The sequence below is a fragment of the Actinosynnema sp. NPDC049800 genome, assembly GCF_040656635.1.
In the GTDB taxonomy this organism is placed as follows: Bacteria; Actinomycetota; Actinomycetes; order Mycobacteriales; family Pseudonocardiaceae; genus Actinosynnema.
Genome location: NZ_JBFAMT010000005.1, coordinates 55,313 through 71,823 on the forward strand (window position 1 = coordinate 55,313; position 16,511 = coordinate 71,823).

Sequence of the window (16,511 nt, forward strand, 5' to 3'; positions counted from 1 at the left end):
GCGGTCCGGTCGATCGGGGTGGTGCCTGGCCCAGCGAGGAGCGGACGCGGGTGCCGCGTTCGTGAGGGAGTTGCCGTGAACGCACGACGACCCGCGAGCCGTTCCTCAGGCTCATCGCGCAGCACTTCCCGGCGCCGTGGCGCGCCGACGACCAACACGTACGTGGTGGACACGTCCGTGCTGCTCTCCGACCCCCTGGCCACCACGCGGTTCGCCGAGCACGAGGTCGTGCTGCCGCTCGTGGTGATCAGCGAGCTGGAGGGCAAGCGGCACCACCCGGAGCTGGGTTGGTTCGCCAGGGAGGCGTTGCGCCTGCTCGACGACCTGCGACTGCGCCACGGCCGGCTGGACCACCCGGTCCCGATCGGCGAGGACGGCGGCACGTTGCGCGTCGAGCTCAACCACTCCGACCCGGAGGTGCTGCCCGCGGGTTTCCGCACGGACTCCAACGACGCCCGCATACTGGCCTGCGCGCTCAACCTCGCGGCCGAGGGCAACGCCGTCACGCTGGTCACCAAGGACATGCCGCTGCGGGTCAAGGCGGGCGCGGTCGGCCTGGCCGCCGAGGAGTACCGGGCGCACGACGTCACGTTGTCCGGCTACTCCGGGATGTCCGACGTGGACGTCGACCAGGCCGTGGTGGACGCGCTCTACCGCGACACCGTGATCGACCCGGCGCTGTTCGACCTCGCGCACGTGGCCGAGCTGCCGTGCCACAGCGGGTTGCGGCTGCTGGCGGGCACGTCGAGCGCGTTGGGCCGGGTCACGCCGGACAAGCAGCTGCGGCTGGTGCGCGGCGACCGCGAGGCGTTCGGGCTGCACGGTCGGTCGGCCGAGCAGCGCGTGGCGCTGGACCTGCTGCTCGACACCGAGGTCGGCATCGTCTCGCTGGGCGGACGGGCCGGCACCGGCAAGTCGGCGCTCGCGCTGTGCGCGGGCCTGGAGGCGGTCATGGAACGCCGCCAGCACCGCAAGGTCGTGGTCTTCCGCCCGCTGTACGCGGTGGGCGGCCAGGAACTGGGCTACCTGCCCGGTTCCGAGAGCGAGAAGATGCAGCCGTGGGCGCAGGCGGTGTTCGACACCCTCGGCGCGCTGGTCAGCCAGGACGTCGTCGAGGAGATCATGGACCGCGGCATGCTGGAGGTCATGCCGCTGACCCACATCCGCGGCCGGTCCCTGCACGACTCGTTCGTGATCGTGGACGAGGCGCAGTCGCTGGAGCGCAACGTGCTGCTGACCGTGCTGTCGCGGTTGGGTGCCAACTCGCGGGTGGTGCTCACGCACGACGTGGCGCAGCGTGACAACCTGCGCGTCGGGCGGCACGACGGCGTGGCGGCGGTCATCGAGAAGCTGAAGGGCCACCCGCTGTTCGCGCACGTCACGTTGACGAGGTCGGAGCGCTCGCCGATCGCCGCGCTGGTCACCGAGATGCTGGAGGACTACGCCTCCTGACGGTCCGACGCCGAGGCCGCCCCGGTCGCCGTGACCGGGGCGGCCTTCAGCTTGTGGTCGACGAGCGCCGCGAGCCAGGCCAGGACCGCGGCGGCGACCAGCACGAGCAGGGCGTTGCGCAGGGCGGCGGCGAAGCCGAGCTCGGTGGCGTCGAGGAACGGGTACGGGTACCAGTCGGTGATCGCGCCGTGGGCGAACGTGTAGGCGATCCACAGGACGGGCCAGACGAGCAGCGCCTGGGCGACGGTGGCGCGGTCGACCCGCGGTCGGGGGCCGAACAGCAGCCAGCCGAGCACCGCCAGCACCGGCGACAGCTGGTGGAAGCCGAGGTTCACCCACCAGGCGATGCCGACGGGGTCGTCCACCAGCGGCGCGATCACGAGGGCGAACACGACGCCGGTGATCGTGATGCCGAGGAGCGCGTCGAGGCGGGCCACCCGCCAGCCGCGGCCGTCCCGGGCCGGGTCCAAGACCAGGGTGATCGCGACGACGAGCACGAACAGGTTGCTCTGGATGGTGAAGTAGCTGAACAGGCGGACGAGACGGACACCCAGCGTCACGTGGGCCGTGGTGTCGCCGGTGTTGACGTCCGCCCCACCGGTGAACAGCAACACCAGTTGGGTGATCAGGGACGCGGCGATCACGGCCGCCAGCACGCCGTGCCACACCCGTGAGCCGGTGTGCCGGGTGGTGGGGCGCGGTGCGGTGCTCATCGCCCGATCATCGGGTCGGGGCACCGGTCCTGCTAGTCGAGCCGCTTCCCACCAGGGCCGCGCCGGGCGTCGGCGGGGCCCTGGTGGGAAGCCGTGCGCCGCGGTGGTCGTCCACGGCGGTCGATCGGGTGTGGCGGGATCACCAGCCCGAGGGGAGCGGGCGGCCTTCGGCGAAACCGGCCGCGCTCTGCACGCCGACGGTCGCCTTGGCGTGGAACTCCTCCAGGGTCTGCGCGCCGGCGTAGGTGCAGGAGCTGCGGACGCCCGCCGTGATGGCGTCGAGCAGGTCCTCCACGCCGGGGCTGTTCGGGTCCAGGCGCATGCGCGAGGTGGAGATGCCCTCCTCGAACAGGCCCTTCTTGGCGCGGTCGAACGCGTTGTCGGTGCGGGTGCGGGCGGACACGGCGCGCTTGGACGCCATGCCGAACGACTCCTTGAAGAGGCGGCCCTGCTCGTCGCGCTGGAGGTCGCCGGGCGACTCGTAGGTGCCGGCGAACCAGGAGCCGATCATGGCGCTGGACGCGCCGGCGGCGAGGGCGAGGGCGACGTCGCGCGGGTGGCGGATGCCGCCGTCGGCCCAGACGTGCTTGCCGAGCCTGCGTGCTTCGGCGGCGCACTCGGCGACGGAGGAGAACTGCGGGCGGCCGACGCCGGTCATCATGCGGGTGGTGCACATCGCGCCCGGGCCGACGCCGACCTTGACGATGTCCGCGCCCGCTTCGACCAGGTCGCGGACGCCTTCGGCGGTGACGACGTTGCCGGCGACGACCGGGACGGTGGGACGTGCCTCGCGGACGGCCTTGAGGGCGGCGAGCATCTTCTCCTGGTGGCCGTGGGCGGTGTCGACGACGAGCGTGTCGACGCCGGCTTGGAGGAGGTGCTCGGCCTTGGCGGTGACGTCGCCGTTCACGCCGATGGCGGCGGCGACGCGGAGCTTGTTCGCGTGGTCGAGGGCGGGTTGGTAGACGTCGGCGCGCAGGGCGCCCAGGCTGGTCATCACGCCGCGGAGGCGTCCGTCGGCGTCGACGCCGAGCGCGACCCGCTGGGTGCCGCCGTGGAGCCGGTCGAAGACTTCACGCGGAGGGGTGTCCAACGGAAGGGTGACGATGCGGTCGTCGGCCACGTCGTGCAACCGGGTGAACCGGTCGACGCCCGCGCACGCCGCCTCGTCCACGACGCCCGTGGGGCGGCCGTCGTCGTCGATCACGACCACCGCGCCGTGCGCCCGTTTGTGGAGGAGGTTGACCGCGTCGGCGACCGAGTCGCCGGGGTGCAACGTCAGCGGGGTGTCCCACACGGTGTGCCGTGCCTTGACCCACTGGACGATCTCCGCGACCGCTTCCGGCGCCACGTCCTGCGGGAGGACCACCAGCCCGCCGCGTCGCGCCACGGTTTCCGCCATCCGGCGTCCCGCCACCGCGGTCATGTTCGCGACCACGATCGGGATCGTCGCCCCCGTTCCGTCGGAGGTCGACAAGTCGACGCCGAACCTCGAGTCGACGGCCGATCGGCCGGGCACGAGGAAGACGTCGTCATAGGTCAGGTCGTAGCTGGGCCGATGCCCTTCGATGAACCGCACGAGAACTTAACGGTACTCGCGTCGGGGGGAGTTCGCCCTGGTTGTACGCACCATCGGGGGGATCGTTACGGGTCTGCGGTTGTAGCTTCCTCCAACCCGCAATCCTGCGGCCGTCCCGCCGCCTGCCGGTGGGCACACGAACGGCGTACGCCCACGGCGGCTGTCCCGGCTGTGCGCAGTGTGCGGCCCAAGTCATCGGCGGCAGGCCCGGCCACGTCGGGCTCGCGGCAGGCGCGGCCACGTCGGGCTCGATGTGCTGGGTGGGCTGCGTGACGTGGCGGGTTGGGCCTGGCGGCGCGGTGGGCTAGGCCGGGTCTGTGCGGCTGGGCGGGGCGGCTGGGTGGGGTGGCGGAGTGGTCGGTGGCTGGGTTGGCGGGGTGTCGCTGGTCGCTGGTCGCTGGTCGCTGGTCGCTGGTCGCTGGTCGCTGGTCGCTGGTCGGGTTGGCGGGTGGCCGGTGGGTGGGTGGTCGAGGGGTCGGGGGTGGATGGCCGGGGGTCGGGTTAGTGGGTGGTCGGGGGTCGGGGGTTGGGTTGGTGGGGGTTGCGGCGCGTGCCGGGGTTGGTTGGTTTCCTCCTCGTTTCAACCGAGGGCCGGTAACAGTGTTTCCGTACATTTTCCGGCCATGATCACTCGATCGTGTTTGGTCGGGTGGGTCTGGTCTGTCGCGTGGGTCGGGTCTGCGGGGTGGGTCTGGTCTGGGGAAGCAGGGCGCGGACGGCGTCGATCGTGTCCGCTTCGCCGGCGTCCTTGTCCGGCCGGTAGCGGAGGACGCGGGCGAAGCGCAGGGCCACGCCGCCCGGGTACCTGGGGCTGACCTGGACGCCGTCCAGCTCGATCTCGATCACCAGCTCCGGCCTCACCATCACCACCCAGTCGGTCTTCTCCGTCGCGATCGCCATCAACTCACGCGTCTGCCACGCCAGCAACTCGTCCGTCAGCCCCTTGAACGTCTTGCCGACCATGATCGGCGCACCCCCGTCGGGATCACGCGCGCCCAGGTGCAGGTTCGACAGCAGCCCCCGCCGCCGACCGCTGCCCCACTCGACCCCGAGCACCACCAGGTCGAGCGTGTGCACCGGCTTCACCTTCTGCCACGCCCGCCCGCGCCGACCAGCCGCGTAGACCGACTCGAGCGACTTCACCATCACGCCCTCGTGCCCGCCGGCCAGCGCCTCGTCCAGCACCCGCGCCGCGACCTCCTCCGAAGCCGGCGACACCACCCCCGGGATGACGTGCGGCCCCGCCACCCGGCGCAACGCGTCCAGCCGCACGGCCAGCGGCTCGTCCAGCAGATCCACGCCGTCCACGTGCAGGCAGTCGAAGAAGAACGGGCTGAGCAGCAGCTCCCGGACGTCCTGCGCCCCGAACCGGCTCATCGTCTCCTGGAACGGCCGGGGTTTGCCGTCGTCGTTCAGCGCCAGCGTCTCGCCGTCGAGCACCACCGACGTGCACGGCAGCGCCCGCACCAGCTCCACCAGCTCCGGCACGGTGCCGGTGATCTCGCGCAACGTCCGCGTGAAGACCCGCACCTCGTCACCCGACCGGTGCACCTGGATCCGCGCGCCGTCCAGCTTGTGCTCCACCACGCACGACCCCAGCTCCGCCAACGCCGAGGACAGCGACTCCGCCGGCGACGCGAGCATCGGCCGCACCGGCCGCCCCACCTCCAGCCGGAACGCGGCCAGCGCCGCCGACGCGCCCTCACCGCTCATCGCCGCCACCGCCGTCCCCGGCAGCGATCCCGACAGCATGAACGCCCGCCGCACCACCTCGCCGGGCACGTCACCGGCCCGCGCGATCGCGTCCAGCATCACCCCTTCGAGGGCGCCTTGACGCAGCTCACCCGTCAGCAGCCGGCGCAGGAAATCCTGCTCGGCCGCCGTGGCCCGGCCGAACAGCGAGGTCAGCGCCTCCGCCCGCCGAGCGGCGGACCCCTTCCCGCCGATCGACGCGAACGCGCCCAGCGCCGCGTCCACCTCGGACACCGTCAGCGAAGGCTCCGGCGCGGGCGGGACGTCCAGGTCGAACACGGTGCGCCACCCCGCGCCGATCCGACCCTGGCTGGGCACGCCGACGAGGAACGACACCACCGCGGGCGTGCTCATCCGGCGCACCAGCTCGGCCAGGGCGGCGACCTTGGCCAAACGGGAGCGCGTCGCCGCCACGGCGGCGGACGTCTCGACGACTTCGGCGAACAGCACGGTGACCATGGTGCACCCGAGCACCGACAAAAACCGGTCAGCCGGCCGCGCGCAGCTCCGCGACGGCCTCCCGCAGCCGGTCCGGCGTCAACGCCGCGTACCCGAGCACCAGCCCCGGGAACGTCGGCGTGCGCGCGTAGTCGGCCAACGCCGGCGCGTTCACCCCGCGCCGCGCCAGCCGCTCCCGCAACGCCACGTCGTCCGTCCCGTCGGGCAGCCGCACGACCACGTGCAGCCCGGCCGCCACCCCGATCGGCTCCCACCCCGGCAGCACGGCCCGCAGCGCCGCCAGCAGCGCGTCCCGCCGCGCCCGGTACAGCTGGCGGGTGCGCCGCAGGTGCCGGTCGTACCCGCCGGCGCCGAGCAGCCGGGCGAACGCCGCCTGGTGCAACGTCCCCGTGCCCAGGTCGTCCAACCGCTTGCGGTCCACCACGACGTCGCGCAACGCGGGCGGCAGCACCAGCCACCCCAGCCGCAACGCGGGCGCGAGCACCTTGCTCGCGCTGCCCTGGTACACCACCCGCGTCGGGTCGAGCGCCTGCATCGCGCCCAGGGCCGGCCGGTCGTAGCGGTGCTCGGCGTCGTAGTCGTCCTCCACCACCAACCCGTCGCACGCGCGCGCCCACGCCAACAGCGCGCGCCGCCGTTCCGGATGCAGCACGACGCCCAACGGGAACTGGTGCGCCGCCGTGACGAACACCGCGCGGCAGTCCGTTGTGGACAGCACGTCGACGCGCAACCCGTCCGAGTCGACGGGGATCGGCCGGATCGCCAGCCCGTGCGACGCGAGCATCTCCGAGGCCCCGAAGTGGCTGGGGTCCTCGACGGCGACGCTGCGGTGCCCGGCCGCGTGCAGGACCCGGCCCAGCAACGAGATCCCCTCCGCCGCGCCGTTGGTCACGACCACTTCGGACGGTCGCGCCGCCACCGCGCGCACCCGGCCGAGGTAGTCCGCCAGCTCGCGGCGCAGGGGGCCGAAACCGGCCGGGTCGGGGTAGCCGAGGTCGTCGGTGGACAGGTCCGCCAACGCCGTCTTCTGCGCCTGCGACCACTCGTCGCGGGGGAACGCGCTCAGCGCGGGCACGCCGGGCTTCAGGTCGTAGCGGAACCTCGGCGCGGGCTCGGTGTCGGCGGCGGCGTCCGGCCACGTGACGGTGGCCGTCACGGTGGTGCCGGAGCCGCGCCGCGCGGTCAGGTAGCCCTCGCCGATGAGCTGGGCGTAGGCGGAGGTGACCGTGCCGCGGGCGACGCCGAGCTGGGCGGCCAGGTCGCGGCTGGACGGCAGGCGGGTGCCCGGCGCGAGCCGCCCGTCGCGCACGGCGCGGCGCAGCTCGGACTCCACCGCGCGTCTGCCGTTCGGGGCGGGGAGGAGGAGCTCGCGGTAAGTGGTCCAGTTGGCAGCCATTGAAGTGGAGCTTAAGCCTGGACCACTGGTCGGCGAGAGTCCTGGTCATGGGAAAAGGTGGAACCGCGATCGCGGCGGGTGCGCTGTCGTCGGTGATCGTGGGCGCGTCCGTGCCGGTGACGGGCATGCTCCAGGCGTATCCGCTGCTCACGGGGCAGGCGATGCGGTACGCGCTGGGCGGGGTGGCGCTGCTCGGGTGGATCTGGCTGCGGGGCGGGCGGCTGCCGGTGCCGGGGCGGCGGGACTGGCCGGCGCTGATCGGGCTGGTCACGACCGGGATGCTCGGGTTCAACGCGTGCGTGCTGTACGCGCAGCGGTACGCCGAGCCGGGGTTCGTCGCGGCGGTGCTGGGGGCGAGCCCGCTGGTGCTGGCTCTGGTGGCGCCGCTGCTGGCGGGGCGGAAGCCGGCCGTGGCGGCGGTGGTGGGCGCGGTGGTCGTGGTCGGCGGGGTGGTGGTGCTGTCGGGCGGTGGGTCGTGGCACGGGCCGGGGTTGCTGCTGGCGTTGTTGACGATGGCGGGTGAGGCGTCGTTCACGCTGTTCGCGGTGGGTGTCGTGCGGCGGATGGGCGGGTTGGCGGTGGCGACGTGGTGCTGCCTGGTCGCGGCCGGGGCCGGCGCGGTGCTGGGGACGGTGTTCGGCGGGTGGCAGGTCCCGACGGTGCGCGAGGGCGTGGCGCTGGTGGTGCTGGGGGTCGTGCTGACGGCGGTGGCGTTCGGGCTCTGGTACTTCGCGGTGGCGCGGTTGGGCGCGGACCGGGCCGGTGTGCTGATCGGGCTGATGCCGGTGGCCGGGCTGGTGGCGTCGGTGGCGCTGGGGGCGCAGGCGTTGACCGCGGTGGGGTTGGCGGGTGCGGTCGCCGTGGCGGCGGGGTGCGTGGTCGGGCTGCGGGGGCGGGCGGCCGACGTCGACCACCCGCCCCTGGTCGAGCCGAACGCCCGGGTCGTGCGAGCCCAGGGGTCCTGAACGCGGGACGCGGCCGGTCAGTGGGGGTTGGCCATGCGGAGGACGTCGAGGGCGCGGTCCAGGTCGGCTTCGGAGAGCTTCGAGGGGACGTGGCCGCGCTCCAGGACGACCTCGCGGATCGTCTTGCGCTCGCGGAGGGACTGCTTGGCGATCGAGGCCGCTTCCTCGTAGCCCAGGTAGCGGTTGAGGGGGGTCACGATGGACGGCGACGACTCCGCGTACTCGCGCATCCGGTCGATCTGCGGTTCCGCGCCGGTCAGGACCTTGTCTGCCAGCAGGCGGGCGACGGCGGCCAGGAGGCGGGACGATTCCAGGACGTTGCGGGCGATCACGGGCAGCATCACGTTCAGCTGGAAGTTGCCCTGCGAGCCGGCGAACGCCACCGCCGCGTCGTTGCCGACGACCTGCGCGACCACCATCATCGTGGCCTCGGAGATCACCGGGTTCACCTTGCCCGGCATGATCGACGAGCCGGGCTGGAGGTCGGGCAGCGCCAGTTCGCCGAGCCCGGCGCGCGGGCCGGAGCCCAGCCAGCGCAGGTCGTTCGCGATCTTGTAGAGCCCCACGGCGGTGGCCCGCAGCTGCCCGGAGATCTCCACCACGCCGTCCTGCGTGGCCTGCGCCTCGAAGTGGTCGCGGGCCTCGGTCAGCGGCAGGCCGGTGACGGCGGCCAGCTCCGCGGAGACGGCCGCGCCGAAGCCGGCGGGCGCGTTCAGGCCGCTGCCCACCGCCGTGCCGCCGATCGGCAGTTCCGCCAGGCGGGGCAGTGACGAGGTGAGGCGCTCGACGCCGTAGCGGACCTGGGTGGCCCACGCGCCCGCCTCCTGGCCCAGGGTGATCGGCACGGCGTCCATCAGGTGCGTGCGGCCCGACTTGACCAGGGACGTCCAGTCGGCGGCACGGGCCTCCAGCACCGAGAGCAGGTGCTCCAGGGCCGGGATGACGTCGCGCGCCACCGCCTCGGTCGCCGCGACCCGCAGCGTGGTCGGGAACGTGTCGTTGGACGACTGCGAGGCGTTGACGTGGTCGTTCGGGTGCACCTCGCGGCCCAGCGCGCGGGTGGCGAGGGTGGCGATGACCTCGTTGGCGTTCATGTTCGACGACGTGCCGGAGCCGGTCTGGAACACGTCGACCGGGAAGTGCTCGTCGTGCTCGCCCGCCGCGACGGCGTCGGCGGCCGAGGCGATGGCCGCGGCGACTTCGGGTTCCAGTACCCCCAGCCGCTCGTTCACCCGCGCCGCGGCGGCCTTGAGCAGGCCGAGCGCCCGGATCTGGGCGCGCTCCAGGCCGCGCCCGGAGATCGGGAAGTTCTCCACCGCGCGCTGGGTCTGCGCACGCCACAGCGCGTCGACCGGCACCCTGACCTCGCCCATCGTGTCGTGCTCGACGCGGTACTCCTGTTCAGCCATACCACCGAGTTTGGACCGCCTTTCCTTACTGGGCACAGTGGCCTGGAACACCTATGGTCGAAGGATGGAGCTTGAGGTCGACCTGCTGATCGTCGGTGCGGGCCCCACGGGCCTGTTCGCGGCCTACTACGCGGGGTTCCGGGACCTGTCCGTCGCGCTGGTCGACGCGCTGCCGGAGGCGGGCGGCCAGATCACCGCGATGTACCCGGAAAAGATGATCTTCGACGTGGCCGGGTTCCCGGCGGTGCGCGGGCGCGAGCTGGTGACCGCGCTCGTGCAGCAGGCGGACCAGTGGCAGCCGACGTACCTGCTCGGCCGCCAGGCCCGCACCTTGTCCGATGTGGACGGTCGGCTGGAGGTCGGGCTGGCCGACGGCGGCGTGGTGCGCGCCGGCGCGGTGCTGATCACGGCGGGCATCGGCGAGTTCAAGCCGCGTCCGCTGCCCGCGGGCGACGGCTGGCTGGACCGGGGCATGGTGCACTTCGTGCCCAAGCTCAACGTGCACACCGGCCAGGACGTGGTGGTCGTGGGCGGCGGCGACTCGGCGTTCGACTGGGCGCTCGCGCTGCACCCGATCGCGGCCAGCGTCACGCTGGTGCACCGCCGAGCGACGTTCCGGGCGCACCCGCCGACCGTGCGGCAGGTCCGCGAGCTGGGCGTGGAGATCATCACCGACGCCGAGGTGCTCGAGCTGCGCGGCGACCCTGACCTGGCCGAGGTGGAGCTGGGGCTCAAGGGCGGCGACCGCAAGGTGCTGCCGGCGCAGGCCGTGGTGGCGGCGCTCGGCTTCACCGCGGACCTGGGCCCGATCGAGTCGTGGGGCCTGGAGCTGGACCACCGGGCGGTGCTGGTGGACACCACCATGCGCACCGCCCGGGATCGCGTCTACGCGGCGGGCGACGTCGCCCAGTACCCCGGCAAGGTGAAGCTGATCGCCACCGGGTTCGGCGAGGCCGCCACCGCGGTCAACAACATCGCCGTGCTGCTCAACCCCGAGGCCCACTTGTTCCCCGGGCACTCCAGCAACGCGAGTTAAGCGACTACTTGGATCTGTTCCCCCGGGAACAGGTTGTCGTAGAACACCAACGACTCCTGCGGGCCCAGGCGCACGCAGCCGTGCGACTGCGTGTTCGTGTCGCCCTGGTGGAACGCGATGCCGTTCGTGGTGAAGTACACCGCGTTCGGCATCGGCCCGTTGTAGGGCACGCTCCAGTCGTCCTTCACCTTGCGCAGCACGGGATAGGTGCCGACGGGCGTCGCGTAGCCGGGCATCCCGTGGGACACCCGGACCGGCCCGTAGCTGGCGTTCCCGTTGTAGATCAGCCACGCCTCGTTGGTGGACAACCGCACGCACGCGCCGTTCTGCACGGAGCACGGCGTGCCGGTCGCAGCGGAGGCGGGAGCGGGAGTCGCGAGGCCGAGGGTCAAGGCCGCCGCGGCTAACGCCGTCGTGCCGAGCGTCTTCCTCATCGCTATCACTCCTCGGTGTCAGGATTACCCACCGAGGAGTGATCCGACACACCGCGTTACGCGGTCACCTGGACCTGGTCACCCACCCGGAGGGTGTGGAAGTACTTCGCCGCCGCTTCGCGTGACAGGTGGATGCAGCCGTGCGACGGGTCCGTGAGGCTGCCCTCGTGGAACGCGATGCCGTTGCTCACGAAGTAGGTGGAGTACGGCATCTCGGCCATGCCGAAGTCGCGGCTGTAGTCCAGCTCGACCTTCCACAGCACCGAGTGGTAGCCGACGGGCGTCTCGTAGCCGGCCATCCCGGACGTCGTCGGCACCGGCCCGTAGCTGATCTTGCCGCCGCTGATCAGCCACGACTCGTTGGTCGACAGCCGCACGCACGCGCCCTCGGTGATGTCGCAGGGCGTGCCGGGCACGGTCACCGGCGGGGGCGGCGGCGCGGGCTGCGGGTCCGGCGTCGTCTCCGTGGTCTCGGTCGCAGGCGCGGGCGTGGAGGCCGGGGCGGGGGAGGACGGCTCCGACGTCGGTGCGGCGGAGGAAACCGACGAGGAAACCGACGAGGCCGCCGAAGACGGGGCCGCGGCCGGGCCCGAGGCCTCGGACGTCCCGCAAGCCGTTGCCAGGAATGCGATTGCCACCAGTGCTGCCTTGCGCATCGCGCAAACCCCCCAGAGATCGTGCTGTGTGCTGACCCTGGAGACGCCGTCCCGGAGGTTGTGGTTGCAGGCCGCCCGGTAACGAATTGGGAAGGGCCGCCCCACCCGGAGGAGGGACGGCCCTTCGAACGCGAGGACGAGCGGCCTAGACCGCGCCCGCGTACTGGCTGATCCACGAGCGGAACGCCGGCACGTCCATGTAGATCGACGGGCCGGTGGCGCAGGTGGAGCTGTTGTTGCCCGCGCGGCTGGTGGCGCCGACGAGCTGCCACACGCCGTTCACGGACTTGACCTGCGGGCCGCCCGAGTCGCCGTAGCAGGCGCCCGAGTTGCCGTTCGGGTTGTTCGTGCAGATCTCCACCGAGCCGTAGATGCCCAGGCAGCGGCTGTCCTCCACGATCGAGGTGTTCAGCTCCTGCAGGGTGATCGGCGCGCCGCAGCCGCCGCGCGGGGCGCACGTCTGGCCCCAGCCGATGATGCGGGTGGCCGTGCCGACCGGACCCGACGTCGACGCCACCGCGATCGGCGTCTGGCCCACCGAGGTGGACAGGCGCACCAGCGCGATGTCGTAGGACGAGTGGGTCACGACCTGGGCGCCGGACGCGACCGTGCCGCCGCTGGTGCGGTTGGTCGTGCCGATGCGCGCCCGGATGGAGGACGCCGACCGGCCTTGCACGCAGTGCTTGGCGGTGACGACCCAGTTGGCCTTGATCAGCGAGCCGCCGCAGAAGTGGCTGCCCGTGGTGCTCTGCAGGGAGACCATCCACGAGTAGGTCTGCGTGGCGTTGCCGCCGCCCACGATGAACGGGGTGACGCCGCCGTCGGTCGCCGGGGCCGCCGCCGCCCCGGCCGCCGAGGCGAGTGCCGCGCCGACCGCCACCGCGAAGGCGGTGAACAGGGTACGAACCTTCATCGCTTCCTCTCCGTCCCCGGCGCAGGGTGCTCGGGGACGGATCGGAAACTAGGGATGAACGCGGCGTGATCACTACAGCCGATCGGCCGGTAACGCTGGGTTCACAGTTGACAGCGCTGGGTCGCGAACGGCAGCGGTGGGTCGCGAACGGCAGCGGCGAACGCGCTAGGGGAGCGGCGGGAGGGCGTCCTCGCCGGTCGACGGGATGTCGAAGTCGACCGACGAGTACTCGCGCAGCTTGGTCAGCCGGTGGAAGCCGTCGATCATCCGCACCGTGCCGGACTTCGAGCGCATCACGATCGACTGGGTCGTGCAGCCGCCCGCCCGGTAGTGCACGCCGCGCACCAGGTCGCCGTCCGTCACGCCGGTGGCGCAGAAGAACACGTTGTCGCCGCGCACCAGGTCGTCGGTCAGCAGCACGCGGTCCAGGTCGTGGCCCGCGTCCAGCGCCTTCTGCCGCTCCTCGTCGTCCTTGGGCCACAGCTTGGCCTGGATCGCGCCGCCCATGCACTTCAGCGCCGCCGCCGCGATGATCCCCTCCGGCGTGCCGCCGATGCCGACCAGCAGGTCGATGCCGGTGTTCGGCCGGGCCGCCGAGATCGCGCCCGCCACGTCGCCGTCGGAGATGAAGTGGATCCGGGCGCCCGCCGCGCGCACGTCGGCGACCAGCGACTCGTGCCGCGGCCGGTCCAGGACGCACACCGTCACGTCGGAGGCGTCGCTGTGCTTGGCCCGCGCCACCCGGCGGATGTTCTCCGCGATCGGCGCGGTGATGTCGATGACGTCCGCCGCCTCCGGCCCGGTGGCGAGCTTCTCCATGTAGAACACGGCCGACGGGTCGAACATCGCGCCCCGCTCGGCCACCGCGAGCACCGCGAGGGCGTTCGGCATGCCCTTGGCCATCAACGTGGTGCCGTCGATCGGGTCGACCGCCACGTCGCACTCGGGGCCGTTGCCGTCGCCCACCTCCTCGCCGTTGAACAGCATGGGCGCCTCGTCCTTCTCGCCCTCGCCGATCACCACGACGCCGCGCATGGACACGGTGCCGATCAGCTTGCGCATGGCGTCCACCGCCGCGCCGTCGCCGCCGTTCTTGTCGCCGCGGCCAACCCAGCGCCCGGCGGCCATCGCGGCCGCCTCGGTCACCCGGACGAGCTCCAGCGCGAGGTTCCGATCGGGTGCTTCGCGACGACGCTCGGACGGGCTGCTGGCTGTGACCATGAGGTTCCTCCTGCGACTGCGATTACCGGCCGGTAGACCAATCCTCGCACGTCATCACGCCTCGGCCACGTCCTCCTCGGTCACACTGAGTGCTTGATCGATCCGTTCCCGGGCGCCCGCGAGCTGCCGCTCGCAGGTCTTCGCCAAGGCCTCGCCGCGTTCCCACAGCGCCAGCGACTCCTCCAGCGACAGGCCGCCCGCCTCCAGCCTGCGGACCACCTCCACCAACTCGTCCCTGGCCTGCTCGTAGCCCGGCTCGCTCACGTGGACAACTTCCCCAATCGGTTCTGGACGTGCACCACGACGGTCGCGACCGCCTGGTCGTACCCGATGAACGCCTCGGCGAACTCCGCGCCGTCGCCTTCGCGCACGGCGTCGTCGATGCGGTGCTCGGCGGCGGCGACGCGCTTGCGGTGCACCGAGCCGTGGCCCAGCCACCACCGCATCCCGGCGTAGCCGGAGGTCGCCTCGGACAGGTCGTGTAAGCGGTTGATCAACGTCTGCCTGCCCGACGTGCAGCCGGCCACCAGGGACAGCCAGCAGTCGGCGGCGGCCTGGTCGGCCGACACGGCGCGGCTGCGCACGGCGCTCGCGCCCTCGTCGTCGGCTTCGCCCGCGGCGGCCACCGTCAAGGGCAGGAACGTGGGCTCACGTGCGGGGTTCGGCACCACCGCCTCCTTCTTGGGCCGCATTGCCGTCTCCGCCGGCGTGCGCCTCGGCGCCGTCCCCGTCGGAGGTGACGACCGCGTGCACCGCGCCGTCGGCCACGCGCACCCTCAGCCGGGTGCCCGCGGGAGCTTGGGAGGTCGAGCGGAGCACACCGTCGACCCCGTCCGGGGTGACGAGCTGGACCACCGCGTACCCCCGCGCCAGCGTGGCGGCAGGCCCGAGGGTCGTCAAGCGCGCCGTGGTGGCGACCAGCCCGGCCGTCTCCGAGTCGAGCCGGTTCCGCACCGCGCGCCGGGCGCGTTCCCGCAGCCGGTCGACGTCCTCCGCGCGCCGGTCCAGCGGACCGTGCGGGTCCGAGAGCGCGGGACGGGTGCGCAGCGCCGCGAGCAGCTTCCGCTCCCGGTCCACCCAGCCGTGCAGGGCGCGCCTGCTGCGGTCGCGCAGCTGGCGGATCCGCTCGCCCTCCTCCGCGACGTCCGGCACCACCCGCTTGCCCGCGTCGGTCGGCGTGGAGCACCGCAGGTCCGCCACGTGGTCCACCAGCGGTGTGTCCGGCTCGTGCCCGATCGCGGACAGCACCGGCGTGCGGCACTGCGCCACCGCCCGGCACAGCGCCTCGTCCGAGAACGGCAGCAGGTCCTCCACGCTGCCGCCGCCGCGGGCCAGCACGATGACGTCCACTTCGGCGTCGCGGTCCAGAGTCGACAGTGCGGTGAGGATCTGCGGCACCGCCAAGGCCCCTTGCACCGCAACGTTGACCACCCGGAACCGGGCGCCCGGCCAGCGGGCCTGCGCGTTGGTCAGCACGTCCCGCTCGGCGGCCGACGCGCGCCCCGTGACGAGGCCGATCTTGTTCGGCAGGAACGGCGGCTTGCGCTTGCGACGCGGGTCGAAGAGGCCCTCGGCGTTGAGCAGCTTGCGCAGGCGTTCGATCCGGGCCAGCAGCTCGCCGATGCCGACCTGCCGGATCTCGTCCACGCGCAGGCTCAGCGTGCCGCGGTTGGGGAAGAAGTTGGGCTTGCCGTGCACCACCACCCGGCTGCCCTCGGACAGCTGCAGCTCGCGCACCATGCCGACGGGCGCGGTCAGCTGCATCGACATGTCCACGGACGGGTCGCGGAGGGTGAGGAACGCCGTCGCCGTGCCCGGACGCGCGCTCAGCTGCGTGACCTGGCCCTCCACCCACACGTCGCCGAGCCGGTTGATCCAGTCGAAGATCTTGCGCGCGACCGTGCGCACCGGCCACGGGTTCTCCGGGCTCGACCTGTCGACCTGGGGTTTCTCGGTGCTCGTCCGCTCGGGGTTCACTGGTTCTTGAGGTTCGCGATGCGGCGGGTGAGCATGCCGGTGAACTCGGGGCGGGCGGCGTGCGTGCGCTCGTGCGCCAGCAGCTCCTCGAGGTCCTCCGCGGTCAGGGTGCGCAGACGTGCCCTGAGCTGCGCCAACGACAGCTCGTCGTAGTTCGGCAGCACGGCGGGCGGCTCGGCGGCCAGGGCCTGCTCCTCCACCGCCCACGGGTCGTCGGCGTCGAGGTCGGTCTCGTCGCCGGTGGTCGGCGCGGCGATGCCCTCGTCCTCGTCGAACGTCGCCCACTCGGGCTCCTGCTCCACCGGCCGCAGCACGGACAGCACGTCGTCGCCCTTGATTGCGAGTTCCGTCACCCGCTGCTGGAGCCGCATGGACAGCTGCAGGGCCTCACTGACCACGGTGACCGGGAGGCCCGCGAGTTGCCCCGGGAGCTTCCGGGCCTGCTCGACGGCGGTGACCGCCAGTCCCGCGGCGAGGCGGACGGTCAGGGGCAGTGGCTTCATGCCCTACAGCCTGCCGCAGTCGGCCGTCGGATGCCTACATCCGGCA

Annotated in this window: 17 protein-coding genes; 4 read left to right on the forward strand and 13 right to left on the reverse strand. The window is 72.7% G+C overall.

All coding sequences use genetic code 11. The features are described 5' to 3' along the window. The first annotated feature begins 162 nt into the window (after positions 1 to 162). On the forward strand, positions 163 to 1,452 hold the full coding sequence (gene phoH2 / locus AB0I91_RS08895; RefSeq protein ID WP_499616966.1) for an RNA 5'-3' helicase PhoH2: 1,290 nt from the start codon (positions 163 to 165) through the stop codon (positions 1,450 to 1,452). Here the strand turns inward: phoH2 and AB0I91_RS08900 are convergent. The 4 genes from AB0I91_RS08900 to pdxR form a co-directional block, all read right to left on the reverse strand. Continuing rightward, positions 1,440 to 2,165, reverse strand: a complete 726-nt coding sequence (locus tag AB0I91_RS08900; protein ID WP_498774201.1) for a Pr6Pr family membrane protein — start codon at positions 2,163 to 2,165, stop codon at positions 1,440 to 1,442. The two genes, phoH2 and AB0I91_RS08900, sit on opposite strands and share 13 nt — an antisense overlap. A gap of 139 nt (positions 2,166 to 2,304) precedes the next feature. Further along, on the reverse strand, positions 2,305 to 3,744 hold the full coding sequence (locus AB0I91_RS08905; RefSeq protein ID WP_498774203.1) for a GuaB1 family IMP dehydrogenase-related protein: 1,440 nt from the start codon (positions 3,742 to 3,744) through the stop codon (positions 2,305 to 2,307). A gap of 627 nt (positions 3,745 to 4,371) precedes the next feature. Beyond that, positions 4,372 to 5,946 (reverse strand): ATP-dependent DNA ligase, encoded by a 1,575-nt coding sequence (locus tag AB0I91_RS08910; RefSeq protein ID WP_498774205.1) that lies wholly within the window; start codon positions 5,944 to 5,946, stop codon positions 4,372 to 4,374. 37 nt (positions 5,947 to 5,983) lie between these two features. Then, positions 5,984 to 7,351 (reverse strand): MocR-like pyridoxine biosynthesis transcription factor PdxR, encoded by a 1,368-nt coding sequence (gene pdxR / locus AB0I91_RS08915; RefSeq protein ID WP_498774207.1) that lies wholly within the window; start codon positions 7,349 to 7,351, stop codon positions 5,984 to 5,986. 47 nt (positions 7,352 to 7,398) lie between these two features. On the opposite strand from pdxR, the gene AB0I91_RS08920 reads away from it, so the two are divergent. Next, positions 7,399 to 8,316 carry a DMT family transporter gene (locus tag AB0I91_RS08920; RefSeq protein ID WP_499636226.1) on the forward strand — a complete coding sequence of 306 codons (918 nt, stop codon included), beginning with the start codon at positions 7,399 to 7,401 and terminating at the stop codon, positions 8,314 to 8,316. Positions 8,317 to 8,333: 17 nt separating this feature from the next. Here AB0I91_RS08920 and AB0I91_RS08925 read toward each other — a convergent pair whose 3' ends face one another. Continuing rightward, the gene (locus AB0I91_RS08925) at positions 8,334 to 9,725 is read right to left on the reverse strand and encodes a class II fumarate hydratase (RefSeq protein ID WP_498774211.1); all 1,392 of its coding nucleotides are present in this window, start codon (positions 9,723 to 9,725) and stop codon (positions 8,334 to 8,336) included. A 64-nt stretch (positions 9,726 to 9,789) separates the two neighbouring features. Between AB0I91_RS08925 and AB0I91_RS08930 the strand changes: the two genes are divergently transcribed. After that, a complete protein-coding gene (locus tag AB0I91_RS08930) occupies positions 9,790 to 10,761 on the forward strand; it encodes an NAD(P)/FAD-dependent oxidoreductase (RefSeq protein WP_498774213.1) in 972 nt (323 codons plus the stop codon). Here the strand turns inward: AB0I91_RS08930 and AB0I91_RS08935 are convergent. Both AB0I91_RS08935 and AB0I91_RS08940 read right to left on the reverse strand, forming a co-directional pair. Then, positions 10,758 to 11,195 (reverse strand): L,D-transpeptidase, encoded by a 438-nt coding sequence (locus tag AB0I91_RS08935; RefSeq protein WP_499636228.1) that lies wholly within the window; start codon positions 11,193 to 11,195, stop codon positions 10,758 to 10,760. The two genes, AB0I91_RS08930 and AB0I91_RS08935, sit on opposite strands and share 4 nt — an antisense overlap. Before the next feature lie 56 nt (positions 11,196 to 11,251). Further along, positions 11,252 to 11,611, reverse strand: a complete 360-nt coding sequence (locus tag AB0I91_RS08940; protein WP_498774217.1) for a L,D-transpeptidase — start codon at positions 11,609 to 11,611, stop codon at positions 11,252 to 11,254. Between AB0I91_RS08940 and AB0I91_RS08945 the strand changes: the two genes are divergently transcribed. Next, on the forward strand, positions 11,601 to 11,933 hold the full coding sequence (locus AB0I91_RS08945; RefSeq protein ID WP_499636230.1) for a hypothetical protein: 333 nt from the start codon (positions 11,601 to 11,603) through the stop codon (positions 11,931 to 11,933). The genes AB0I91_RS08940 and AB0I91_RS08945 overlap by 11 nt on opposite strands. Before the next feature lie 63 nt (positions 11,934 to 11,996). Here the strand turns inward: AB0I91_RS08945 and AB0I91_RS08950 are convergent, their stop codons facing one another. From AB0I91_RS08950 to AB0I91_RS08975, 6 genes are all read right to left on the reverse strand, one after another. Then, positions 11,997 to 12,764 (reverse strand): S1 family peptidase, encoded by a 768-nt coding sequence (locus AB0I91_RS08950; RefSeq protein ID WP_498774221.1) that lies wholly within the window; start codon positions 12,762 to 12,764, stop codon positions 11,997 to 11,999. A 165-nt stretch (positions 12,765 to 12,929) separates the two neighbouring features. Next, complete coding sequence (gene glpX / locus AB0I91_RS08955) at positions 12,930 to 13,985, reverse strand: class II fructose-bisphosphatase (RefSeq protein WP_498774223.1); 1,056 nt, start codon at positions 13,983 to 13,985, stop codon at positions 12,930 to 12,932. 54 nt (positions 13,986 to 14,039) lie between these two features. Next, positions 14,040 to 14,249, reverse strand: a complete 210-nt coding sequence (locus AB0I91_RS08960; RefSeq protein WP_053719410.1) for an exodeoxyribonuclease VII small subunit — start codon at positions 14,247 to 14,249, stop codon at positions 14,040 to 14,042. After that, positions 14,246 to 14,677, reverse strand: coding sequence for a sugar ABC transporter substrate-binding protein (locus AB0I91_RS08965; RefSeq protein WP_498774226.1), 432 nt, complete (start codon positions 14,675 to 14,677; stop codon positions 14,246 to 14,248). Before AB0I91_RS08965 ends, AB0I91_RS08960 begins: the two co-directional genes overlap by 4 nt. Then, a complete protein-coding gene (gene xseA, locus AB0I91_RS08970) occupies positions 14,634 to 15,962 on the reverse strand; it encodes an exodeoxyribonuclease VII large subunit (RefSeq protein ID WP_498774228.1) in 1,329 nt (442 codons plus the stop codon). The genes AB0I91_RS08965 and xseA overlap by 44 nt, the downstream gene beginning before the upstream one ends. Further along, positions 15,959 to 16,465 (reverse strand): lipid droplet-associated protein, encoded by a 507-nt coding sequence (locus AB0I91_RS08975; protein WP_498774230.1) that lies wholly within the window; start codon positions 16,463 to 16,465, stop codon positions 15,959 to 15,961. Before AB0I91_RS08975 ends, xseA begins: the two co-directional genes overlap by 4 nt. Positions 16,466 to 16,511: the final 46 nt, after the last annotated feature.